The sequence below is a fragment of the Pseudomonas sp. CFBP 13711 genome, from assembly GCF_014842265.1.
Taxonomy (GTDB): Bacteria; Pseudomonadota; Gammaproteobacteria; order Pseudomonadales; family Pseudomonadaceae; genus Aquipseudomonas.
The window spans coordinates 106,469-128,295 of record NZ_JACYVI010000012.1 but is presented as its reverse complement, the minus strand read 5'-3'; the positions used below and the strand labels follow the sequence as shown (position 1 = coordinate 128,295).

Here is a 21,827-nt window from a genome sequence, read left to right as displayed (position 1 = left end):
GATCCGAGCGATTTATCGCCACCGGAACAAGAGAGCAATCATGGGCGCACAGTGGAAGGTCAAACACAAAGAAGCGGCAGCCAACGCCAAGGGGCGTATTTTCGGCAAACTGTCCAAAGAGATCATGATTGCCGCACGCTCCGGCGCTGACCCCGACATGAACGCGCGCCTGCGTCTGGTGGTCGAGCAGGCCAAGAAAGCCTCGATGCCGCGCGAAACGCTGGAGCGTGCCATCAAGAAAGGCGCCGGTTTGCTCGGCGAGCACGTGCACTTCGAGAAACTCACCTACGAAGGCTTCGCGCCGCATAAAGTGCCGGTCATCGTTGAATGCCTGACTGACAACATCAACCGCACCGTCTCGGAAATCCGCGTGCTGTTCCGCAAGGGCCAACTGGGTGCCGAGGGTTCGATTACTTGGGATTTCGATCACCTGGGGATGATCGATGCGGTTGCTGCATCACCCGAAGCGGACGCCGAGGAAGCCGCCATCGAAGCCGGCGCTCAGGATGTTGAACAAGGCGAAGAGGGCGTTGCGACGTTCTACACCGACACCACCGACCTCGACGCCGTGTGCAAGGCGCTGCCCGAGTTCGGCTTCACCGTTGAATCCGCCAAGATCGGCTACCGCCCGAAAAACCCGGTTGAAGGCCTGAGCGACGAGCAGATGGCCGAAGTGGAAGCCTTCCTCGAAGCGATCGACAGCCACGATGACGTGCAAAACGTGTACGTCGGCTTGGCGGGGTAAGGCTGACCGGGCCAACTGACTGAATCGGTCGTTGTAGGACCGGCTTCAGCCGGGAAGGCGTCGATGGGTACACTGCGAAATCGAGGGTGTCCACGCTGGCCTCTTCCCGGCTGAAGCCGGTCCCACAGGTTGCGCGGCGTGCTCTTGATTGGGTCCTACTGATTAAACTGCTGCTCGATCTCCGCAAAGCCGGGCCGCTGCATTACATCCGCCTGCACGCAACGCCGCGCCAGTGCCCGCAACCCGGCAACCTGCGAATCGCTATCCCGGCAGCAGTCCAGCAATTCCCCCAGCAATAGCCCGAACGCGCGCACTTCAACGCGCTCCAGCCTGCGTCCCGTTTCTTCATCCGGGTAAAACGCCGCTGCGCCGAAATCCCCCAGCAGGCTGTCCCCACCTTCGTTCCAGAGAATGTTGTGGCCGTACAGGTCACCGTGGTTGATCCCATGCCCGTGCAAATGTGCGCACGCCGCTGCGATCCCGGCGGCCATACGCTTCACGATGGACAGAGTCAGCCGGGTGTCGACGTACGTGTCCCGTGTGCAGGATTCAAGGGTCGGCGGACGCGCAAGGGTCACGAAAGAAGGCGAAATCAGCTCCATCATCAGACCGCGAGCGCCCTGCGGGTGGTCCTGGATCTGCCCGAGCACCGGAATCAGATGAGCATGACGACCCGCCGCAATGCACGCCTGCATCTCGTTCAACGGCGAGCCGTCGCTGGTGACATCGCCCTTGTACAGCTTCACCGCGACGTCCAGCGCCGTCGCGTCCTGGTCCGGGCGCCACTGGGCCTGTTGAATCACCCCGGACGCGCCTTCGCCCAGCACCTGTTGCAGCGTCAGTTGCGGCCACGGGATCTGCCGGATTGGCGCTTCGGTGTGGATGTCGTTCAACGGATTGCCGGCAAACGCCAGCCAGGCCAGCGCGGGCATCTCCAGCAACCAGCGCGACAGTTCATGGAAATCGTTGACCGCGATCCGCACCAGTTCCAGGCGCTGACAGCGGGCCAGTGATTCCGGCAATTGCCGCAGCCGGTTGCCCGCGAGCATCAGCTTCTGCAGGTGCGCACAGTCGCCGATGGCTTCAGGCAGGGTTTCGATGCGGTTGTCGGTCAGCACCAGGGAGCGTAACGAGGGCGGTAATGCTCTAGGGGGAACATCGACGATCTCGCAGGCCTTGAAGCCGACGAAGAACAGCTGCTCGCACAGGCCCAGGCATTCCGGCAGGCGGGTAAAGGGATTATTCGAACAGAACAGGATTTTCAGGCGCTTGAGCCGGTGCAGGTCGGCGGGCAGGTCAGTCAGCCGATTGCCGCTGAGGTCCAGCACCTCCAACGAATCGGCGAGGCTAAAAATCTCCTCGGGAAATCCACTGAGGTCGGCACTGAGATTGAGCCGCGTGATGCCTGCCAGTTTGCCGGCACGCAGGTCTGCAAGGGTGTGCATGGGGGGAAGGGTGCCTGTGATCAATGGGCGGCCATGATAACCAGTCAGCCCGGTCGTTGCTCGTTTGCTACGAGCGCGACGGGTGAGGGATCAATTCAGGCAGCGGTCCAGCAATTGATGCATGCGCTCAAGGGACGGCGCCGATTCGGCGTACAAGATGCGGTAGACCATGGGCGCGACGACGGCGTCGACCAGATCATCCGCCGAAGGACTCTGTTCACCGCGCTCCCGGGCGCGGTCGATGATGATCTGCAGTTGATCGCGGACCATGTTCAGGCACTTGCCCGAGCACAGCGTCGCGCTGCTGGCGACCACGTCGCGCATCATTTCGCGGCCCGGCGCCGAGTTGGTTTCTTCGAGATAGACCTCGACCCACGTGCGCAGGTCATCGCGCAGGTTGCCGCAATCCACCGGTTCGTCGGGGCGCAGACGCTCGACAGCGGCGTCGGCCAGCAACGAGGTCAAGTCGCCCCAGCGCCGGTAAATGGTCGACGGCGTGACACCGGCGCGGGCCGCAATCATGGGCACGCTGAGGGCCGAACGCTCCTGCTCCTGGAGCAGATCGCGGACCGCCGCGTGAATCGATGTCTGCACCCGGGCACTGCGGCCGCCGGTGCGAATGCCTTCTTTGATAGCCATGGTGCGGACCCTAACACAAAGTATTTGCTTTAAGCAGACGCTGCTCGCACACTGCTAAAGCTAATTAATAGCTTTTGTGGCGTGCTTTTTCGGGAGAGTGTACTCGTGTCTGATTCTTTGCAGAACCCGCAAGTCGATGGTCGGGGGCGGAGCCACCTGGTATTTCTGGCTTTCGTGCTGCTGTGTTTCTTCGCCGCGTCCAGTGCGCCGACGCCGCTTTACCACCTCTATCAACAGGCGTGGGGCTTTTCCTCGGCGCTGTTGACGGTGATTTTCGCCGTCTACGCCTTGAGCCTGTTGGCGACGCTGCTGATGTTCGGCTCGCTGTCGGATTACCTCGGTCGCCGTCCGGTGATCTTCATCGGGCTGCTGCTGGAGATCGTCTCGATGCTGCTGTTCATCGCTGCCACCGACGTCAGCTGGCTGATCGTTGCGCGGGTGCTGCAAGGCGTGGCGACGGGCATCGCCACCAGCGCGTTGGGTGCCGCGATGCTCGACAGTGACGCGCAGCAGGGTCCGCTGCTCAACAGCATCACGCCGATGTTCGGCATGGCACTGGGCGCCCTTGGCACCAGTGCGCTGGTGGAATACGCGCCGCTGCCCATGGGCCTCGCCTATGGTTTGCTTCTGGCGGCGTTCGTCGGTCAGGCGGTGTATCTGTTGTGGATCGCTGAAACAGTGACGCCGCAACCGGGCGTGCTGAAAACCCTGCGGCCGCGGCTCGCCGTACCGGCCCAGGCGCGGGGGACGCTGTTGCTGGTGTTGCCCGCGGACATCGCCGCCTGGGCGCTGGGCGGGTTTTTCCTGTCGCTCGCGCCGTCGCTGCTGACTGCCGCGACCGGTTCGACCTCGGTACTCAACGGCGGCTTTGCCGTGGCAGCGCTGACCATCAGTGGCGCGATTTCGATCCATAACCTGCGCCTGCGCGCGCCCCGGTTGGCATTGCTGGTGGGCTGCAGTTTTCTGGCGATCGGGGTTTCAGTGATTCTGGCGGCGGTGAATCTGGGCTGGCTGTGGCTGTTCTTCACCGGCGCCGTGGTCGCGGGGGTTGGCTTCGGGGCCAGCTTCCTCGGCGCCCTGCGGCTGTTGCTGCCATTGGCCCACGCCCACGAGCGCGGGGTGCGCTGATGGCGGCCTTTCTGGCCTTGAGTTATCTGGCGTTTTGCATACCGGCGTTGCTGGCCGGCGTGTCGATCAAGACGGCAGGACTGGTGACCACCACGAATGTCTATGGCGGGGTGGTGGTCTTGCTGGCGGTGTCGGCGCTGGCCGGTCTGGTGATTCAGCGAGCCGGCCGCGCCAGGGCTGCCTGATCCGCGTTATCGGTTATGACGCAGAATCGAAAAATTCAGCGCCGACGCCACGGTCAGCCACACCAGATAGGGGAACAGGATCAGCCCGGTGATGAGGTCCAGCTGGATCCCCAGCACAACCATCGCGGCAACCACCAGCCACAGCAGCAAGATAATGATCATGCCCGCCATGATCCGGTGGGCGCCGAAGAACACCGGCGTCCACAGCGTGTTCAAGGCAATCTGCGCGGCCCACAACGCCAGCACGGTCTCACTGCCGGGGGTCAGGGTCAGGCGATAACCGGCCCAGGCCAGCAGCAGATAAATGGTCGTCCAGGCCACCGGAAACACCCAGTTGGGCGGGGTGAACCGTGGTTTTTGCAGCGATTCATACCAGCTGCCGGGTTTGAAAATGATGCCGGTGCTGGCCGCCGCGCAGCAGGCAATGAGGTAAATGTAAAAAGTCATGTGGGGTCCTTTGCTGAAACCATTTGAGGTGCAGGCCCTGGGGCCGTCTCGGCATTGGATGCGTCTGCGCCGGAAAAATCCGTATCTGCCCAGAGAGATTAATCGCGAGCCAGCCCGTGGAGATGATCACCCATCCAGTCCTGGACTGAGCGCGCAACAGGTCGCGCACATCCAGTTGCTCGTCGAACAGGCGGAGGGGTTTACGGCGGCGCGGCGGCGGTATGACAAAGCAGCGGTGTGACGTGCCAGCGAGGGAGGCGGCGAGCCGTCCGGTCAGGACTGATCCGCCAGTTGGCTGAGCCGTTCCTGTACGGCGTCGTCGAAGATCATGTACAGCGTTTCTACGTCTGGCGGGCGAAGACGTCTGCTGGTCTCCAGGCTGAGGATGAAACTGATTTCCATGGCGGCCTCGCGTTCGAGGTCTTCCTTGGTGGTGGCGGCGTTCAACGCGCGCACCAGATCGTCGATCGCACCCTGAATGGGTTTGGGAAGCCGAAGTGCAGCGATTCGCTCTTGAGGCATTGCTCAGTCCTGGGGGGTTGGGTTTGGCGGCGAACCGAAAGGCGTGAAGCCCTGGAGCCTGGGATCGGGGGCGTATTGTGGCCGAGTTACAGCGCAGATCCCACCAGTGGAAACAAAATAGTGAAATGACAGCCCTTGCCTTCGCCCTCGCTGTGGGCGGTAACGCTGCCGCCATGGGCTTCCACCAGCTGCCGGACCACCGTCAGCCCGATGCCCAGTCCCGAGCCATTGAAGCCGATGGCCTGGGTGTCCTGCACATAAGGATCGAAGATCACCGGCAATGCCTGGGCGGAAATGCCGATGCCGTTGTCGGAGACCACGATCTTCAAGCCTTCCGGAACGGTCTCGGCACGCAGTTCGATGTTGCCGCCGCACGGCGTGTATTTGGCCGAGTTGGTCAGCACGTTGGTGAAGATCTGCACAATCCTGATGTGATCACCGTTGACCCGTACCGGCGCGTCGGGAAGGCTGACGTCCATGTGCAGGTTTTTCTTGTGCATCAGCGGCGCGCAGGCGTCCACCGCTTCCTGAATGATCTGCACGATGTCGAGGTGGGCGTAGCTCAGGCGCAGCTTTCCGGTGCTTGCCCGGGAGACGTCGAGCAAGTCTTCCACCATGCGCGACAGATGTTGCACCTGACCTTCGATCAGGTTGCGCATTTCCGGCAGTCTGTCGCTGGACGTGCGCACCATGCGCTCGGCAATCATGCTGATGGGCGTCAGCGGGTTGCGCATTTCATGGGCTACCGAGGCCATGGCCGTGCGTTGCTGGGCCAGCGCCTGTTCAGCCTGGGCTTGCAACGTCTGCGCGTGGAGCGCAGAAATCACCAGATGCTCGTTGGCCTCGCGCAGATCCTGATAGACATCAGCGTGCGCACTGGCAGCGGGCGCTTGTGCCTGCGCCTGCGCCGCCAACGCCGCCAGCACCAGTTTCTGATTGGCTTCCACCAGCAATTCGATATGCAGCCCGGCGCCGGCAGAGGCTTCGGCCTCGTGCAGCTCTCGGCGCAGGAACGCCAGGTGCGCCAAGGCCCGTTCCTTTTTGTGCGCGAGTCGCTCGAATTCTCGGTCGGCGTCTGTGCCTCCGGTTGCGTCCTTGCTGTCGAATTCGCTCATGGCAATGCGCTCATCGAATGGTGTCTCCCGGTTCAGCAACCCCTGGCGACAGCCGCGTCGGGCGTCCGCCCAGCAGCCCTTCCTGATTATGCAGCCGGGTGCCGATCTGCAAGCCGTTATCGTCGATGCGGTACAGCCGGAGTTCATCCGAGTGAGCGCTGGCCCGGACCTTGACCACCGCCATGATGCGCTGCAAGCGGCTGTCGATCTCGATGTAGCGCTGGACGATGATGGCATCCGTAAGAAAGGCCGTGCCGTAAGGACTGAAGCGCAGATCCGTGTAGCGGTCTTCCAGTTCCGAGGTCATCAATACACTGACCCCGGTGCTGGTCAACGCATTGACCATGCGCGACAGGGATTCGCGGAAGTCTTCGCGGAAGGCGGGCGCCACGGCCAGCTCGAACCCGGACAGCGAGTCGATGACCACACGCGTTGCGTCCAGCCGGCGGATTTCGCTGAGCAGCTGCTGCACAATCTCGTCGATGGACAGGTCCGGCACCCGTCGGTCGACGACGCCTACTTTGTCCATGTGCACCAGACGCGTGAGTTCGGCGTTATGCAGGTGGTTGGGTCGCTGTTCGAAAACGGCGATCACGCCTGTTTCGCCGTTGCGCGCACCCTCTTCGAGAAAGGCCGCCGCCAGCAGGCTTTTGCCAGAGCCGGAAGGGCCGGCAACCAGCAACGAATAGCCCCTGGGCAGGCCGCCGCCAAGCATATCGTCCAGATGCGGCACGCCCATCTTCAGCCGCTGCTGAGGGCTGCCATGGTTGAGCGCGGCGCGGTCCTGAAGCGTGACCGCGGCCGGTGGAAACACCGTAATGCCCGAATCGGCGATGCGGAAGGTATGCAGCCCGGGCAGCGTCGGCTGGCCGCGCATCTTCATGATCTCCATCTTGCGCACCATGGAGTTGCGCTGAACGCTCTGGCGCAGCCAGATCAGCCCATCGGCAACGGTGAAGATCGGGTTGCTGTCGAGCTCGTTGAAATACTCCCCCAGCAGGAAGGTCGTCGCCTGCCAGGTGGTCATCAGCATGCCCAGCTGCTGCACGAACTGCGGCAGGTTGTTTTTGGGATTGCAGTCGGTTTCGCTGGCCAGCACGACGGAGCGGAACGAGTCCACAAACACCAGGGCAGGGCTGTGGGCCTCGACTTCGGCGACGATGCGCCGCAGCACTTCGTCCAGATCGCCAGCCAGGGTGTCATCCGCCAGATTGACGTAGCGGATCGAGCGGTTCACCGCTTCTTCGTCGAAAAAGCTGAACTGCTGTTGGTAGCGCAGCATTTTCAGCGGCGGCTCTCCGAGCACCGTGAAGAAGATCGCCGGGCGTTCGGGCGTGGCCAGGGCGAACATCATCTGATGGGCCAGCGTGGTCTTGCCACAGCCGGGCGGACCGGCGATCAGGTTGAAGGAAAACTCCGGCAGGCCGCCACCCAGAATCTCGTCGAATCCCGGTACGCCCGTTGCCAGACGGTTGATCGTGACTTTACTACTCATCGTGAAATGTCCTGGGCAGGCGGGCCGCTGAAAGAGTGTTCCCACACGTCAAGGAGCAGCCGTGCAGCGAGTGATGGTCCGATCAGCGTGGCAAGTAATGCGTGAAAAGTGTTCAGAACTTCCTGGCCGAACAAGAGCGCGTCGGCTATCGACTCTTCGGCCAGTAACGCCTTCAATTGTTGAAGATCCATGCCCACGGCCAGCATCTTGTAGTTGTCTCCAGCCAGCGGGTGCTTTGATATGTAGAGATGAAGGCTGCGGCGATGCAGGGCGGCAACACCTTTCGGCCCTATGATTGGGGTCAGGGAGGTATTAATGTCCTCGAACATCGAAGTAATTGCTTCAGCGACCTCGGAAAGTTCCGCGCTGCCATTGACCCGATGGGTCAGGCATGTGGCAATTCGTTGGCCTGCTTCGCTATCGGCAAACATGGGATTAAGTTCTGGTAGGTGTCAGTGGATAGTACACGTTCTTGCCCGAACGGACAGACGCATGAAGCGTGCGGCGCTCTGCCGCGCAGGCCCTCAGGCTTCACCGGGCCCGTTCCGCCGATCAAAGGTGGGGGAGACTCAATTGGAGGCGAGTTCCACGGCGAGCGGTTTGGTCAACGCCCGGCGTCGTCTTAATTCTATCCATCGGGATGAATATAAATGCGTCGGTGGCTCTCGGGGCAGGTTGGATAATGCGGACGGTTATTCATTTGGAGGGCGTGAAGTTTAAGCACGCCATAACTATTCAATCAAACGAGTGATTGCGTAAGTTGCAGGACGGCGAATAAGTGCTCGCTGTTTATTTATGATCGATAACGTAAAAGTGTTCGACTGAATTGTTTGCATGGGTCAGTTGAATGGAAAATCCCCACGCATCATCTTCTCGGCGTACCCCTCATTGGCCGAGCGTGCCGCGTTCAATGTGTAGCGGGAATGCCCCGGGTTTGTATCGCTCAAGTTACAAAGGCGTCCGCCGACACCCTGTTCAGGAAGTCTATTACTCACTTGAACAGGGAAGTGCCATGTCAGCGATTTCTTCGGTCACCTCATCCGCGGCATTGATGCCGGTGGTCAAACCGGCGGCCACCGTCGCGGTGAATGACGGCGCCGTTGCTGGCACCACCAGCGCCTCGCCGTCGTCCGTCGTCATGCTGGGCCAGGACGCCAAGGTCAGCGAGCCGCTGACCTACAACGTCCGCGGGCTGATGGGGGATGGCAACGTCCCGCCGGCCTGGGAGTACACCCGCCAGGACAAAGTCTCGCTGGCGATGGCGGGCAACTTCAGCACCTCCGCCACGGCGGGGCGTTTCCAGGGCTTGGGCGCAACGTTGCTCAGTCAGTTGGCCCAGACCGGCCAGAATATTTCCCAATCGGTGCTGCGCTCGACGACCGGCAAAGCGCTGGAGCCGGCGGAACTCGCTGCCGCCCAGGACCGCCTGCACAGTAATCCGGCCAACAGCATCAGCCTGACCCTGAAAACCGCCAGCGGCAAAACCATCGAGCTCAGCCTTGCCAGTCAGGACGATGGCCTCGCGGTGCAGGCCCAGGTGAGCGGCGGCGACCTCAGCGACGACGAGCTGAACGCACTGAACGCCATGGCGGACGGCTTTCAGTCGGCGATCGACGGCCTGACGGCCAAGCCGCCGACCCTGAAACTCGACGCCCTGACCCATTTCGACGCCAAGGCCTTCGCCTCCGTAGAGTTGAAAACCAGCCTCAAGCTGGAAGACGGTAGCGCCCAGACCCTTGATCTGCATGCCGACGCCGACCAGCGTTCGGTGCGCATGAGTGGCGCGCTGGGCAATCTCGACCTTTCGGTTGACCTGAAAAACGCGGCCATTCGTGGTGACAGCGCTCAGCAGGCCAAGGCGCTGGACGGCTATGTCAGCCAGATCGAGGCGGCGCGCAAGCGTGGCGACGGCGATGCACAGTTGCTGTCGATGTTTGAGGACGCCTTCAAAACCCTGCACAGCCAGTACCCGGACACCCGCGTTTCCTCGGCGCCGCAGACCGTCAACTCGATTGAGCTGACCGACACTGACCACGGCCTGTTGACCGGCCTCGGCGACTTCAGCGCGTCGGTCAGCGAGAAGAGCGTCGAGGGCAACCCGGGCCGCCCCGGTGAGCTCGATTCCTTTGCTTACACCTTGTCGCAGACCACCCAGTCCAAGGGACGCGATCAGATGAACCGGACCATCGTTCAGAACCAGCAATCGCAGCTGACCGCCAGTTACCACAAGCCCCTGCCAGGCGGGCAAAAGCTGGCGTTGAGCACCGATCCGACAACACAGAATTACCTGTATTACCAGGTCAGCGACCAGGCCAGCAGCAAGACCAGCATCGGCTATAAAAAAGGTGAGTTGGTCGATGCGACGCTGAGTCAGTCCGCCAGCCAGTCGACGCGCATTGCCAAGTACGTAATGGGCCGCCTGGAGAAAGACACCCACACGCCGACCTCCACCTCCAAAACCCAGAACTTCCTCAGCGTGCTGCAGCAGGCCTTGCAACAGGACAAAGAGGCGAAGCAGGGCCGTGGCGCGTCGACGCTGAAAGGCACCCTGGCCGGGATTCACGCCAAGGTGCTGCTGCAGAGCGATCCGTCGAAGCTGGATGGCTGATAGCGGTATAGCCTTGGTTTTCCGGCGCGCCGTCCGACGCATTCCCGGCCAAAGCCGGTCCCACTAAGTGCGCGTCGTTCCTCATATCGAGACACTGCCAGAACCATTGGCCGCGCACGATGCTTTTTGTGGGACTCGCTTCAGCCGGGAAGGCGCCAGTGGGATCAGCCTCAGATTCCGGCCTTGCTCCAGCCGCCAGGCGCTCGATGTCCTCAACCTGACAAACCTCAAGCATCCGGCTATAAACAAAGCGTGCCAAGCACCTTGATGTCCCCAGAGGCTAAAAGCCCGGAGTGTGATCGATGATTGACCGTGAGCCACCGTATCCCCGCAAACCGCCGCTCAGTAATTCCCAAAAACTCGCACGCCTGGCCGGCATTGGCCTGATCGTTCTGGTCGTCGCGGGCGCCTTCGCCTACGTCAATGGCAGCCTCGCCCCCCAGCGACTGACCCCCGCGCGGGTCGTTGACGTGTTCGAACGCAACAACGGTGTGCATCCCGGTTACCGTCGCAACCACCCGAAAGGCATCTGCGTGGCCGGCTACTTCGAGAGCAACGGGGCCGCGGCCAGCCTGTCCAAGGCCGAAGTCTTCGCCAGCGGGCGCACGCCGGTGATCGGGCGTCTGGCCGTGCCCACCGGCAACCCGTATTCCCCTGACAGCGCCGCGCCCCTGCGCAGTTTCGCCGTGCAGTTCACCCAGCCCAACGGCCAGCAATGGCGCACGGGCATGAACAGCATGCCGGTGTTTCCGGTCGCGACGCCTGAAGCGTTCATTGACCTGCAGATCGCCACCGGGCCTGACCCCAAGACCGGCAAACCCGACCCGGCGAAGCCCCCTGCGTTCTTCGCCGCACACCCGGAAGCCCAGCCTTTTCTGGCGTGGGTCAAGACGGCCAAGCCTTCGGCCAGTTTCGTCACCGAGACCTACAACAGCGTCAACGCCTTCGTGCTGGTGGACGCCAGCGGCAAGCGCCAGCCTGTGCGCTGGAGTCTGGTGCCGGAAGCCACCGATGCAGCGCCGGCGCCTGACGCCAAGGAATATCTGGACAAGGACCTCAGCGACAGACTGGCCAGCGGCCCACAACGCTGGAAGCTGATGCTGACGCTGGCCAACCCCCAAGACCCGACCAACGACGCGTCCAAAGCCTGGACCGGCGAGCACAAGACCGTGGATGCCGGGACCCTGGTGGTCAATTCCGACAGCCCGCAACTGGATGGCGACTGCCGCGACATCAATTACGATCCGCTGATTTTGCCCAGCGGCATCGAAGGCTCGGATGACCCGCTGCTCGCCGCGCGCTCGGCGGCCTACGCTGCGTCCTACATGCGCCGCACCAGTGAAGTCGATCAGCTGAAAGCCGAGCCCGCCCAGGAGAAACAGCCATGAGTACGCCCGTCAAGCATTTCGCCCCACTGGCGCGCCTGCTGCACTGGCTGATGGCGCTGATGGTCATCGCCATGCTGTTCATCGGCGCCGGCATGGTGGCTTCGGTGTCCGAGCGCCACGAGTGGCTGCTGAACCTGCACAAGCCCCTCGGCATCGCGATTCTGTTGCTGGTCATCGTCAGGATTGTCGTCCGGGTCACTACTCAAACGCCGCCGTTGCCAGCTGACTTGCCGGCCGTGCAGGCGCTGGCCGCCAAGCTGTCCCATTACGTGCTGTATGGCTTGATGCTGGCGATGCCGCTGATTGGCTGGGCGATGATTTCAGCCGCCGGGGATCCGGTCATGCTCGGCAGTTCGGTGCGCCTGCCGTCCATCGTCGCGGCAAACCCGGAGACCTTCGCGCTGCTGCGCAAGGCCCACGCCTATCTGGCGTACCTGTTCTTCCTGACAATTCTGGCGCATCTGGCTGCCGCGCTGTTTCACGGCTGGGTGAGGCGGGATGAGGTGCTGGACAGCATGCTGCGGGGTAAATCGCGGGGTTGATGTTGCCGTGATCGACCGCTGCGAATAAGGCAGACGACATCGCCAGTGGGCTTAACCCCGCTGGCGATGTCGTTTATGGACGCCGGTCAACCTGTCGACATCAGGCGGCGGTTCAGCGCAAGACGGACACCATCTGTCCCAGGGTGGTCAGCACATCGCGGGCCAGCTGTTTCGAACGCTGGCCCGACCAGCCGGTAACGACATCGGGGGCGTCGTCGTTGTCCTTGAACGGCATTTCCAGCGTCAGCGACAGGCACTTGTAGCGCTCGCCGACGCTGTTGCACGCCAGGTTCATGTTGGCCTTGCCCGGCGCCGATTTCGGATAGCCGTATTGGCTCTGGAAGTCCCGGGTCAAGCCGCTCAATCGCGCGCGGAAGTCAGCTTCCAGTTGCGCTTGCTGGTCGGTGTACCCCGGATTGCCTTCGCAGGCGGCGGTGAAGACGTAGGGAATTTCCTCATCGCCGTGTACGTCGAGGAACATGTCCACGCCGTATTTTTCCATCTGCTCTTTGACGAAGAACACTTCCGGGCTGAGCTCGGGGGTCGTGTCCTGCCATGCGCGGTTCAGGTCCTTGCCTTGGGCGTTGGTGCGCAGATGCCCGTGGAACGAACCGTCCGGGTTCATGTGCGGCACCAGATACAGGTCCGCCGAGGCCAGCAAAGCCTCTAACTCAGGGTCGTTTTCCTGGAGCCGCTCGATAATGCCTTCCATGAACCACTCGGCCATGTGCTCGCCGGGGTGCTGTTGCGCGATGATCCAGATGTTGCGCTTGCCCGCCGCGCCGTCGCCCTTTCGCAGCAGCGGAATATCACGGCCTTCGACGCTCTTGCCGGTGGCGATCAACTGGGTGCCGGCCTGGTTCAGCGCCTGACCCACCAGCCAGTCGTGGCGCTCGCGGCTGTAGGGTTCGAAGTAGGCGAACCACACCTGGGATTCGCTGGGCGTCAGCTCGAAGTTCAGCGCTTTGCCGTCGAACTGGCTAGGCACGCGGAACCAGGTGTTCTGATCGTAGGAGGCCACTGCGTTGTAGCTGGTCCAGGCGCGGTTATAGCTCGACTCGCCGGCGTTGGTCAGGCTGAAGCCGTGGGGCTCACCGATCTGCAGGCCGTCAACCTTGAAATGGAACCATTGGAAATGCGCGCTGCGGGTGTCGGGGCGAATCGCCAGTTGCACGGCTTTGGGATCACTGGCGTCGAGCACGACGATGTTGCCGCTGTCAAAATCGGCGGAAATGGAAAGGGCGGTTTGAGTCACGGGAGCGTCCTGGTTGCATGATCTGCCATTACGAAGCCATCGGAGAGGCAAGCAGGCCATACCTGATTGCCTCGCTGGGCTGTTATGACAATTACTTTACACGCAACCGCTAGGGGGACGGCGACAGAATAGTTCGCCAAAGAGTCAGGGGCGGCTTCAGCTATAGGCTTCGGCGGTGACCAGCAGGCCGCACAGCAACATCGTCACCAGCAACCAGCCGAAATAGACCCGCGGTTTGTGCCGATGCCAGCCACTGGCGCCGAGGACCGCGGCGGGTGCATGCAACGTGCGCCAGAACTGCTCGCTGTTCTGAAACGCCGCCAGGTGCCGGGGATCGGCGTCGAGCCAGTGACGAAACTCGATGCGCTGACTCGCCGTGGCCTGGGGGCTCTGCAGGTGCACGTACCAGCCCAGGGCCTGAAGCAGAATCGCACGGGACGGGTCATGTTCGGCGGGCTCGCTGACGCAGTGCTCAAGCGCAACCGTCATGCAGCGTTCGACGGTGCGAGCGTCCACGTCAAGCAGGCGGGCGATATCAGTGTAGGAAAGGGCGTCGAGACGGCTCAGCAGGAAAACCTGCAGCACCCTGCGCGGCAGCCGCTGAAGGCGGCGTCGGTAAAGATCAGTTTCGGCGCTCGGGCCCGGGGAGGGCGACACGGGGGAGGCGGTCATCAACGAGTCGAGGAGCTGAGTCATGGCGTCTTGCTCACTGTTTGAATAGCGGCGGTCGCGGAAAACAACGTCGTGAATGTGGAGGTTTTTACTGAATGTGTCAGTTTTTGACAGCTGCAACGGCCCATCGCTCGATCCATTTGCTATGATGCGCGCCATCGAAAAGGCAGATCACTGTCGAACCCTCTTCATTAGCCTGAAGACGCAACACCCGACCGAACCCAGACCCGAAAAGGGCATAAAAAAAAGACCCGGCCATAAGCCGGGTCAAAAACCGTGATTAGCCTGATGAGGAGATAATCCGGAAGCCGACCTAAGGCTTCTGGGTTACCAACCAGTCTCGCGACCGGTTGCGCTCAATAATAATCATTCCCATTTGAGAGTCAATGCTTTTTCCGCCCGCCGGTGAAAAGAGTTTTTCTGCGTGGGCGATCTTTGCCTCCGCCTTAGTCACCCGGCAGCTCAGTCAATCGGCAATTCTGTCGTGCGCTTCACCACACTCATCGCTATGTTCGAATGCGCCTCCTGCACATGGGGGCTTTGCAGCAGGTGGTCGCGCAGAAAACGCTCGTAGCTGGCGATGTCCTGCACGACGACTTTGAGCAAGAAATCCATGTCCCCGGCCATGGTGTAGCACTCCAGCACTTCGCGAAATCCGGTGATCGCCTCCTCGAACTCCGTCAGGTACTTGCGCCCGTGCCCGGACAGCTTGACGTCGACGAACACGGTCATGGTCAGCCCGAGCTTGGCCGGGTTGAGCAAGGCGACCTTGCGCTCGATGATGCCTTCTTCTTCCAGGCGATTGATGCGCCGCCAACAGGGCGATTGCGAGAGTTCGACACGCTCGGCGATCTCGGCGGCGGAGAGATTGGCGTCGTGTTGCAACAGACGGAGGATCTTGCGATCGATGGGGCTGAGCTTGACCTGCATGAATTGACCCTTTTTTATTCTTGAACGGGAACGGGCATGCACGATATGAGCAGATTCGCGCCGATTTAGGAAGAAAAAGCCTGTACCGGGCAGGCAATATTTTGTCTGTGACCGTTGGGCTGAACCGTCCTGGCGGCGAGGCGCTGGCAAGGCTGTAAAATGCCGCTGGCGCCGCATTCAAAACGCACTAATAAAAATAAAGGAGTGCCTGAATGTCCCTGGCTGATATTCGTCTGGACGATAAGTACCGACTCGCAACCGGCAATCTGTACCTGACCGGAACCCAGGCGCTGACCCGCCTGCCGATGCTGCAGAAGCAGCGCGACGAAGCCCGCGGGCTCAACACCGCCGGGTTCATCTCGGGCTATCGCGGCTCGCCGTTGGGCAACCTCGATAAGAGCCTGTGGGACGCCAAGGAATATCTCCAGCAGAACGCCATTCATTTCCAGCCCGGCGTCAACGAAGAGCTCGCCGCGACGGCGGTCTGGGGCAGTCAGCAAGTCAATCTGTTCCCCCACGGCAAATACGACGGCGTCTTCGCCCTCTGGTACGGCAAAGGCCCGGGCGTTGACCGCTGCGGCGACGTGTTCAAGCACGGCAACTCGGCGGGCGTTGCCGAAAAGGGCGGCGTGCTGATCCTCGCCGGCGACGACCATGGCTGCAAATCCTCGACCATCGCGCATCAGAGCGAACACGCCTTCATCGCTTCGATGATTCCGGTGCTGAACCCCAGCAACGTCCAGGAAATCCTCGATTACGGCATCATCGGCTGGGAGCTTTCGCGCTACAGCGGGTGCTGGGTGGCGATGAAGACCATCGCCGAAAACGTCGATTCCTCGGCCGTGGTCGAAGTCGATCCGCTGCGCATCCAGACGCAAATCCCCGAAGACTTCCAGATTCCCGAAGGCGGCCTGCACATTCGCTGGCCCGACCCGCCCCTCGCTCAGGAAGCGCGCCTCAACACCTACAAAATCTACGCCGCCCGTGCGTTCGCCCGGGCCAACAACTTGAACAAGGTGGTGATTGATTCGCCGAAGCCGCGTCTGGGCATCATCACCACCGGCAAGTCTTACCTCGATGTGCGTCAGGCTCTGGAAGAACTGGGTATCGACGAGGACCTGTGCGCGTCGGTGGGCATACGCGTGCTCAAGGTCGGCATGAGCTGGCCGCTGGAACCGGTGTCGGTGCACGGCTTTGCGGAAGGGCTGGATGAAATCCTGGTGGTCGAGGAAAAACGCAGCGTGATCGAGGACCAGCTGACCGGCCAGCTGTACAACTGGCCGGTGGATCAGCGTCCTCGCGTGGTCGGTGAGTTCGATGAAGAAGGCCGTTCGCTGCTGCCCAACTTGGCCGAGCTGACGCCGGCGATGATCGCCCGGGTCATCGCCAAACGCCTTGCGCCGATCTACAGCAGCCCGAAAATTGAGGCGCGTCTGCAATTTCTGGCCGACAAGGAAAAGGCCCTTGCCGCGCCGCTGTTCAACACCCAGCGCACCCCGCATTTCTGCTCAGGCTGCCCGCACAACACCTCAACCCGTGTGCCGGAGGGCAGTCGCGCCCTGGCCGGGATCGGCTGCCATTACATGACCATCTGGATGGACCGTGAAACCGAGACGTTCACCCAGATGGGCGGCGAGGGCGTGACCTGGATCGGACAGGCGCCGTTCACCGAAACCCCCCACGTGTTCCAGAACCTGGGTGACGGCACCTACTTCCACTCCGGGCACCTGGCGCTGCGAGCGGCGGTCGCCTCAAAGGTCAACATCACCTACAAGATTCTCTACAATGACGCCGTTGCCATGACCGGCGGCCAGCCCATCGATGGAGTGCTGCGGGTGGATCAACTGAGCCGCCAGGTGTTCAACGAAGGCGTGCAGCGCATTGCGCTGGTGTCGGATGAACCGGAGAAATACCCAAGCCGCGAGCAGTTCGCGCCGATCACCACCTTCCACCACCGCAGCGACCTCGACGCCGTGCAGCGCGAGTTGCGTGAGTTCAAGGGCGTCTCGGTGATCATCTACGACCAGACCTGCGCCACTGAGAAACGCCGTCGCCGCAAACGCGGCACGATGGTGGATCTGGACAAGCGCGCCATCATCAACCCGGCCGTGTGCGAAGGCTGCGGCGATTGTGGCGTCAAGTCGGGCTGTCTGTCGGTGCTGCCGAAGGAAACCCCGGAAGGGCGCAAGCGCGAAATCGACCAGAGCGCGTGCAACAAGGACTTCAGCTGCGTCGAAGGCTTCTGCCCGAGCTTTGTCACGGTGCATGGCGGCAAGCTGCGCAAGCCACAGTTGCCCAAGCAGGCCCAGGCGTTCGCTGAACTGCCGCAGCCGACACTGCCGAGCCTTGCTGAGCCGTACAACATTCTGCTGCCGGGTGTGGGTGGCACGGGCGTGACCACCGTTGGCGCGATGCTGGGTTATGCGGCGAATCTGGAAGGCAAGGGCTGCAGCGTGCTAGACCAGGCCGGTCTGGCACAGAAGTTCGGCCCGGTGGTCAGCCACATCCGCATCGCCGCGCGGCAGGAAGACCTGTTCGCCGTGCGTATCGCCGCCGGTGAGGCGCATCTGCTGCTCGGTTGCGACCTGCTGGTGGCGTCGGGGCCCGATGCGATCGCCAAGCTCAACAGTGCGAAAACCCATGCGGTGATCAACAGTCAGCAGACGCCGACCGCTGAATTCACTCGCAATCCCGACGCCGAGTTCCCGGCTGAAGCGATGATGCAGACCATCCGCGAAGCCGTCGGCGCCGAGAAAACGCACTTTGTGCAGGCGACGGACCTGGCGACCAAACTGATGGGCGACAGCATTGCCAGCAACCTCTTTATGCTGGGTTATGCCTTCCAACTGGGGTTGATTCCGTTGACCTCTGCAGCGATTGAAAAGGCAATTGAGCTGAATGGCGTGGCGGTCAACCTGAATCAGCAAGCGTTCCTGTGGGGGCGTCGTGCGGCGTTTGACCTGCCGGCAGTGCAAGCAGCCGCCAATCCGCAGACCCAGCCAGCGCCGGACCCCGAACACCTGACCCTTGAGGAGCGCGTCACACGCAACGTCCATGGTTTGATCGCCTATCAGAACGGCGCGTTGAGCGAGCGTTACCTGACGCTGGTGAATCGGGTGCGGGATGCCGAAGCGCGGCTGTTCCCCGGCCAGCCGCCTGCGTTGACCGAGGCGGTGGCGTTTAATTACTTCAAGCTCCTGGCCTACAAGGACGAGTACGAAGTGGCGCGGCTGTACAGCAATGGCGACTTCACCCGTCAGCTTGAAGCGCAGTTCGAAGGCGATTACCGCATCGAGTTTCACCTGGCGCCGTCCTGGCTGGCCAAGCGCGACCCGAACAACGGCACCCCGCGCAAACGCAGTTTCGGGCCGTGGATGTTGAAGGCCTTCGACGTCCTGGCACGGTTCAAATTCCTGCGCGGCACAGTGCTCGATCCGTTCGGCCGCAGCGTCGAGCGTCGGCAGGAGCGTGAGTTGATTGATGCCTATGTCGGCGACATCGAACTGATCCTTGGCCACCTCAGTGCGAGCAACCGCCATACCGCGCTGAGTCTGGCGCGGCTTCCGGAACGCATTCGCGGTTATGGTCACGTCAAGGAAAGCGCGATGAAGGCAGCGGCTCTGCAGGCGGCGCGTATGCGCCAGAGTTTGGTCAGTGGCGAGGTTGAAGTGCTGAAGTTGTATGAAGTAGCGGCGTGACGAATGGGAGGAGGTCGTTCAGGCCTTCTCTGATCGAACTGGATGCATCGCTTAGTAGGATCGGCTTTAGCCGGGAAGGGGCCATTGTGAACGCCATCGATTTTGCGGTGCGCCACCTGACGTCTTCCCGGCTAAAGCCGGTCCTACATTCGCGTTCACGCCCGATCCCACCGGGGTTTTGACATTTATTCAGCGGCCAACTCCACCAGCACTGTCCCTTCATTGACCATCTCGCCTTCGGTGCAATAGAGCGCTGCGACGGTGCCCGCCGTGTTTGCGCGGATGCTGTGTTCCATTTTCATCGCTTCCAGGACCACCAGCGGTGTACCGACTTGCACCTGTTCGCCCACGCTGACCAACACCCGAACGATGCTGCCATTCATGGGCGCGGTGAGGCCGCCCTGGTGCCCGTGGCTGGAATCCACTTCGGCAATCGGGTCAACCTGTTGAATGGCGTGTACGTCGCCCTGCCATTGCAGGTAAAGCGTGTCGGCCCGACGGATTGCAATCGTCTGGTGACGCACGCCGTCCCGCTCGATCAACAGGCGCTCGCCGTCTAGTCGAACGCCTTGCTGCGAGTCACCACGCAGCACGATGCTCCGGGTTTCGGCGCCACACGCCAGGTGCAACGTCACTTCGCCAGGACCGCCGAGGCGCAGGCCGTTGGTGGTTGACCAGGGTGAATGGGCGTCGTCGGTTCTGACCGCCACTGGCGCGGTGCTCAGGTACGCCCGCGCCGCCAGTTGCCAGAACGCTTCCGTCAAACCCTCAGCCGCTGGCAGCAGCTCCTCCTGATAGCGAGGGATAAACCCGGTGTCCAGTTCCGCTTCAGCGAAAGCCGGGTGCGCGATGATCCGGCGCAGAAACGCAAGATTGGTGCGCAGGCCGCCGATGGCGAATTCGTCCAACATCGCCAGCAGCCGCAAACGCGCTTGTTCGCGGGTCTCCCCCCAGGCAATCAGTTTGCCGAGCATCGGGTCGTAGAACGGCGAAACCTCGTCACCTTCCGCCACACCGCTGTCCACGCGACGTCCCGGCCCTGGCGACGATTCGCGATACAGCGTCAGCGTCCCGGTGGCAGGCAAAAAGTCGTTGGCCGGATCTTCCGCATACAGCCGCACTTCAATCGCATGGCCGTTCAGCGGCACCTCGGCCTGGGTGATCGGCAGCGGCTCGCCCTGGGCCACGCGAATCTGCCAGGCCACCAGGTCCAGCCCGGTGATCGCCTCGGTCACCGGGTGCTCGACTTGCAGGCGCGTGTTCATTTCCATGAAAAAGAAGTCGCCACGGGCGTCCAGCAGAAACTCGACTGTCCCGGCGCCGACGTAGCCGATCGCCTGCGCCGCGCGCACAGCCGCTTCGCCCATGGCCTGACGCATCTGCGGTGTCAAGCCCGGTGCGGGAGCTTCCTCGACGACTTTCTGGTGACGGCGTTGGATCGAGCAGTCGCGCTCGTTGAGGTACAGGCAGTGGCCGTGCTGGTCAGCGAATACTTGAATCTCCACGTGGCGCGGCTTGAGCACGTACTTTTCGACGAGCATGCGCGAATCGCCGAACGACGACTGCGCCTCACGTTGCGCCGAGGCCAGCGCTTCGGCCAAGTCCTCGTCGCGCTCAACCACCTTCATGCCCTTGCCGCCACCGCCAGCCGTGGCCTTGAGCAGCACCGGATAACCGATGCGGGCGGACGCTTCGCGGAAGGTTGCGGCGTCTTGCGCATCGTCGTGATAGCCGGGCACCAGCGGCACGCCAGCGGTTTCCATCAGCGCTTTGGCCGCCGATTTGCTGCCCATGGCGTCAATGGCCGAGGCGGGCGGGCCGAGGAAGATCAGGCCGGCCTGTTCCACGGCGCGGGCAAAGCCTGCGTTTTCCGAGAGAAACCCATAACCGGGGTGGATGGCCTGGGCGCCGCTGGCTTTGGCGGCCGCAATCAGCTTGTCGATCTGCAGGTAACTCTCGCTGGCCTTGCTGCCGCCGAGGTTCACCGCGATGTCAGCCTCACGGACGTGCCGCGCGTTGCTGTCCGTGGCGCTGTGCACGGCGACGGTGGTCAGGCCCATGGCCTTGGCCGTGCGCATGACCCGGCAGGCGATTTCACCCCGGTTGGCGATCAGCACCGAATTCAGCGGTTGTGTGTGGGGGGCGCTCATCAGTGCGACTCTCCTTGTGGGGCACGCAGGGCTTGTGGTGTTTGAGACAGCGTGCCGGGTTCGCCGCGCCAGGCCGGTTCGCGCTTTTGCAGAAACGCGCGCAGACCCTCCTGGCCTTCGGCGCTGACGCGAATGCGCGCAATGGCGTTCTCGCAATAACGGCGCAGGGCAGGGGTCAGCTCACCGTCGGCGACTTCGCGCAGCAGGTCTTTGCTGACGCGCATGGCCTGGGGGCTGTTGAGCAGCAGGTTGGCGATCCAGTGTTCCAGGTGCTGTTCCAGCTCGGCGGCGGGGTAACACTCGGCCAGCAGGCCGATTTCCCGCGCCCGGGTGCCGTCGAAACGTTCGGCGGTCAAGGCATAGCGTCGCGCGTGACGTTCGCCGATGGCTTGCACCACGAACGGGCTGATCACCGCCGGGGCCAGGCCGATCTTCACTTCCGACAGACAGAACTGTGCGTCGTCGGCGCCGATGGCCATGTCGCAACAACTGATCAGGCCCAGTGCGCCGCCATAAGCAGCGCCTTGCACCACGGCGAGGGTCGGCGCCTTGAACTTGGCGAGGTTGTACATCAACTCGCCCAGCTCCCGGGCGTCGCCCAGGTTGGTGTTGTAATCGAGGTTGGCCGACTCCTGCATCCAGGCCAAGTCGGCGCCGGCGCTGAAGTGCCGGCCGCGTCCGCGCACCAGCAGAAAACGCAGGCTGTCGTCCCGCTGCAGCTGATCCAGGGCGATGATCAGCTCGCGAATCATCTGCGCGTTGAAGGCGTTGTTTTTCTCCGGCCGGTTGAGCCAGAGCGTGGCGAACCCTCGTGGGTCGAGGGCGATGTCGAGGGTGGCAAAATCATTCATGGGGCGATTCTC

At 62.3% G+C, this 21,827-nt stretch carries 17 protein-coding genes and 2 pseudogenes; 6 read left to right on the top strand and 13 right to left on the bottom strand.

Annotated features, from left to right (window positions below):
- Positions 1–40: 40 nt before the first annotated feature.
- A complete protein-coding gene (locus IFT47_RS21040) occupies positions 41–745 on the top strand; it encodes a YebC/PmpR family DNA-binding transcriptional regulator (protein WP_192173927.1) in 705 nt (234 codons plus the stop codon).
- A gap of 155 nt (positions 746–900) precedes the next feature.
- Here the strand turns inward: IFT47_RS21040 and IFT47_RS21035 are convergent, their stop codons facing one another.
- Positions 901–2,190 carry a leucine-rich repeat-containing protein kinase family protein gene (locus IFT47_RS21035; RefSeq protein WP_192173926.1) on the bottom strand — a complete coding sequence of 430 codons (1,290 nt, stop codon included), beginning with the start codon at positions 2,188–2,190 and terminating at the stop codon, positions 901–903.
- A 90-nt stretch (positions 2,191–2,280) separates the two neighbouring features.
- Positions 2,281–2,829: a TetR/AcrR family transcriptional regulator gene (locus IFT47_RS21030; protein ID WP_192173925.1), complete on the bottom strand. Its 549-nt coding sequence runs from the start codon at positions 2,827–2,829 to the stop codon at positions 2,281–2,283.
- Between the two features lie 105 nt (positions 2,830–2,934).
- On the opposite strand from IFT47_RS21030, the pseudogene IFT47_RS21025 reads away from it, so the two are divergent.
- Positions 2,935–4,142, top strand: a pseudogene (locus IFT47_RS21025) (MFS transporter).
- A 6-nt stretch (positions 4,143–4,148) separates the two neighbouring features.
- Here the strand turns inward: IFT47_RS21025 and tspO are convergent.
- The 6 genes and pseudogenes from tspO to IFT47_RS21000 form a co-directional block, all read right to left on the bottom strand.
- On the bottom strand, positions 4,149–4,589 hold the full coding sequence (gene tspO / locus IFT47_RS21020) for a tryptophan-rich sensory protein TspO (RefSeq protein ID WP_192173924.1): 441 nt from the start codon (positions 4,587–4,589) through the stop codon (positions 4,149–4,151).
- A gap of 112 nt (positions 4,590–4,701) precedes the next feature.
- Positions 4,702–4,797: pseudogene (locus IFT47_RS28255) on the bottom strand (aromatic alcohol reductase); the annotation flags it as partial.
- Between the two features lie 65 nt (positions 4,798–4,862).
- Entirely contained in the window at positions 4,863–5,111 is a 249-nt protein-coding gene (locus IFT47_RS21015) for a hypothetical protein (protein ID WP_192173923.1), read from the bottom strand.
- An 86-nt stretch (positions 5,112–5,197) separates the two neighbouring features.
- Positions 5,198–6,226: a sensor histidine kinase gene (locus IFT47_RS21010; RefSeq protein ID WP_192173922.1), complete on the bottom strand. Its 1,029-nt coding sequence runs from the start codon at positions 6,224–6,226 to the stop codon at positions 5,198–5,200.
- Positions 6,227–6,236: 10 nt separating this feature from the next.
- Entirely contained in the window at positions 6,237–7,721 is a 1,485-nt protein-coding gene (locus IFT47_RS21005) for an ATPase domain-containing protein (protein ID WP_192173921.1), read from the bottom strand.
- On the bottom strand, positions 7,718–8,152 hold the full coding sequence (locus tag IFT47_RS21000; protein ID WP_244656005.1) for a hypothetical protein: 435 nt from the start codon (positions 8,150–8,152) through the stop codon (positions 7,718–7,720). Before IFT47_RS21000 ends, IFT47_RS21005 begins: the two co-directional genes overlap by 4 nt.
- Before the next feature lie 581 nt (positions 8,153–8,733).
- On the opposite strand from IFT47_RS21000, the gene IFT47_RS20995 reads away from it, so the two are divergent.
- The 3 genes from IFT47_RS20995 to IFT47_RS20985 all read left to right on the top strand — a co-directional run bounded on the left by IFT47_RS20995 (position 8,734) and on the right by IFT47_RS20985 (position 12,259).
- A complete protein-coding gene (locus IFT47_RS20995; RefSeq protein ID WP_192173920.1) occupies positions 8,734–10,329 on the top strand; it encodes a lactate dehydrogenase in 1,596 nt (531 codons plus the stop codon).
- A gap of 302 nt (positions 10,330–10,631) precedes the next feature.
- Positions 10,632–11,717 (top strand): catalase family peroxidase, encoded by a 1,086-nt coding sequence (locus IFT47_RS20990; protein ID WP_192173919.1) that lies wholly within the window; start codon positions 10,632–10,634, stop codon positions 11,715–11,717.
- The gene (locus tag IFT47_RS20985; RefSeq protein ID WP_192173918.1) at positions 11,714–12,259 is read left to right on the top strand and encodes a cytochrome b; all 546 of its coding nucleotides are present in this window, start codon (positions 11,714–11,716) and stop codon (positions 12,257–12,259) included. Before IFT47_RS20990 ends, IFT47_RS20985 begins: the two co-directional genes overlap by 4 nt.
- A gap of 112 nt (positions 12,260–12,371) precedes the next feature.
- Here the strand turns inward: IFT47_RS20985 and IFT47_RS20980 are convergent, their stop codons facing one another.
- The 3 genes from IFT47_RS20980 to IFT47_RS20970 all read right to left on the bottom strand — a co-directional run bounded on the left by IFT47_RS20980 (position 12,372) and on the right by IFT47_RS20970 (position 15,116).
- Positions 12,372–13,574, bottom strand: coding sequence for a M14 family metallopeptidase (locus IFT47_RS20980; RefSeq protein ID WP_192173917.1), 1,203 nt, complete (start codon positions 13,572–13,574; stop codon positions 12,372–12,374).
- A 96-nt stretch (positions 13,575–13,670) separates the two neighbouring features.
- The gene (locus IFT47_RS20975; RefSeq protein ID WP_192173916.1) at positions 13,671–14,210 is read right to left on the bottom strand and encodes a DUF4880 domain-containing protein; all 540 of its coding nucleotides are present in this window, start codon (positions 14,208–14,210) and stop codon (positions 13,671–13,673) included.
- Positions 14,211–14,648: 438 nt separating this feature from the next.
- Positions 14,649–15,116, bottom strand: a complete 468-nt coding sequence (locus IFT47_RS20970; protein ID WP_065990584.1) for an Lrp/AsnC family transcriptional regulator — start codon at positions 15,114–15,116, stop codon at positions 14,649–14,651.
- Positions 15,117–15,328: 212 nt separating this feature from the next.
- Here IFT47_RS20970 and IFT47_RS20965 point away from each other — a divergent pair, with 212 nt between their 5' ends.
- On the top strand, positions 15,329–18,814 hold the full coding sequence (locus IFT47_RS20965; protein WP_192173915.1) for an indolepyruvate ferredoxin oxidoreductase family protein: 3,486 nt from the start codon (positions 15,329–15,331) through the stop codon (positions 18,812–18,814).
- A gap of 185 nt (positions 18,815–18,999) precedes the next feature.
- Here the strand turns inward: IFT47_RS20965 and IFT47_RS20960 are convergent, their stop codons facing one another.
- Positions 19,000–20,964: an acetyl/propionyl/methylcrotonyl-CoA carboxylase subunit alpha gene (locus IFT47_RS20960; protein ID WP_192173914.1), complete on the bottom strand. Its 1,965-nt coding sequence runs from the start codon at positions 20,962–20,964 to the stop codon at positions 19,000–19,002.
- Positions 20,964–21,815 carry a gamma-carboxygeranoyl-CoA hydratase gene (locus IFT47_RS20955; RefSeq protein ID WP_192173913.1) on the bottom strand — a complete coding sequence of 284 codons (852 nt, stop codon included), beginning with the start codon at positions 21,813–21,815 and terminating at the stop codon, positions 20,964–20,966. Before IFT47_RS20955 ends, IFT47_RS20960 begins: the two co-directional genes overlap by 1 nt.
- Positions 21,816–21,827: the final 12 nt, after the last annotated feature.

Excerpts from the sequence above, each read along its gene's own strand:
- IFT47_RS21040 (WP_192173927.1), top strand. The coding sequence starts at position 41 with ATGGGCGCACAGTGGAAGGTCAAACACAAAGAAGCGGCAGCCAACGCC.
- IFT47_RS21035 (WP_192173926.1), bottom strand. The coding sequence starts at position 2,190 with ATGCACACCCTTGCAGACCTGCGTGCCGGCAAACTGGCAGGCATCACG.
- IFT47_RS21030 (WP_192173925.1), bottom strand. The coding sequence starts at position 2,829 with ATGGCTATCAAAGAAGGCATTCGCACCGGCGGCCGCAGTGCCCGGGTG.
- tspO (WP_192173924.1), bottom strand. The coding sequence starts at position 4,589 with ATGACTTTTTACATTTACCTCATTGCCTGCTGCGCGGCGGCCAGCACC.
- IFT47_RS21015 (WP_192173923.1), bottom strand. The coding sequence starts at position 5,111 with ATGCCTCAAGAGCGAATCGCTGCACTTCGGCTTCCCAAACCCATTCAG.
- IFT47_RS21010 (WP_192173922.1), bottom strand. The coding sequence starts at position 6,226 with ATGAGCGAATTCGACAGCAAGGACGCAACCGGAGGCACAGACGCCGAC.
- IFT47_RS21005 (WP_192173921.1), bottom strand. The coding sequence starts at position 7,721 with ATGAGTAGTAAAGTCACGATCAACCGTCTGGCAACGGGCGTACCGGGA.
- IFT47_RS21000 (WP_244656005.1), bottom strand. The coding sequence starts at position 8,152 with ATGTTTGCCGATAGCGAAGCAGGCCAACGAATTGCCACATGCCTGACC.
- IFT47_RS20995 (WP_192173920.1), top strand. The coding sequence starts at position 8,734 with ATGTCAGCGATTTCTTCGGTCACCTCATCCGCGGCATTGATGCCGGTG.
- IFT47_RS20990 (WP_192173919.1), top strand. The coding sequence starts at position 10,632 with ATGATTGACCGTGAGCCACCGTATCCCCGCAAACCGCCGCTCAGTAAT.
- IFT47_RS20985 (WP_192173918.1), top strand. The coding sequence starts at position 11,714 with ATGAGTACGCCCGTCAAGCATTTCGCCCCACTGGCGCGCCTGCTGCAC.
- IFT47_RS20980 (WP_192173917.1), bottom strand. The coding sequence starts at position 13,574 with ATGGCCTGCTTGCCTCTCCGATGGCTTCGTAATGGCAGATCATGCAAC.
- IFT47_RS20975 (WP_192173916.1), bottom strand. The coding sequence starts at position 14,210 with ATGACTCAGCTCCTCGACTCGTTGATGACCGCCTCCCCCGTGTCGCCC.
- IFT47_RS20970 (WP_065990584.1), bottom strand. The coding sequence starts at position 15,116 with ATGCAGGTCAAGCTCAGCCCCATCGATCGCAAGATCCTCCGTCTGTTG.
- IFT47_RS20965 (WP_192173915.1), top strand. The coding sequence starts at position 15,329 with ATGTCCCTGGCTGATATTCGTCTGGACGATAAGTACCGACTCGCAACC.
- IFT47_RS20960 (WP_192173914.1), bottom strand. The coding sequence starts at position 20,964 with ATGAGCGCCCCCCACACACAACCGCTGAATTCGGTGCTGATCGCCAAC.
- IFT47_RS20955 (WP_192173913.1), bottom strand. The coding sequence starts at position 21,815 with ATGAATGATTTTGCCACCCTCGACATCGCCCTCGACCCACGAGGGTTC.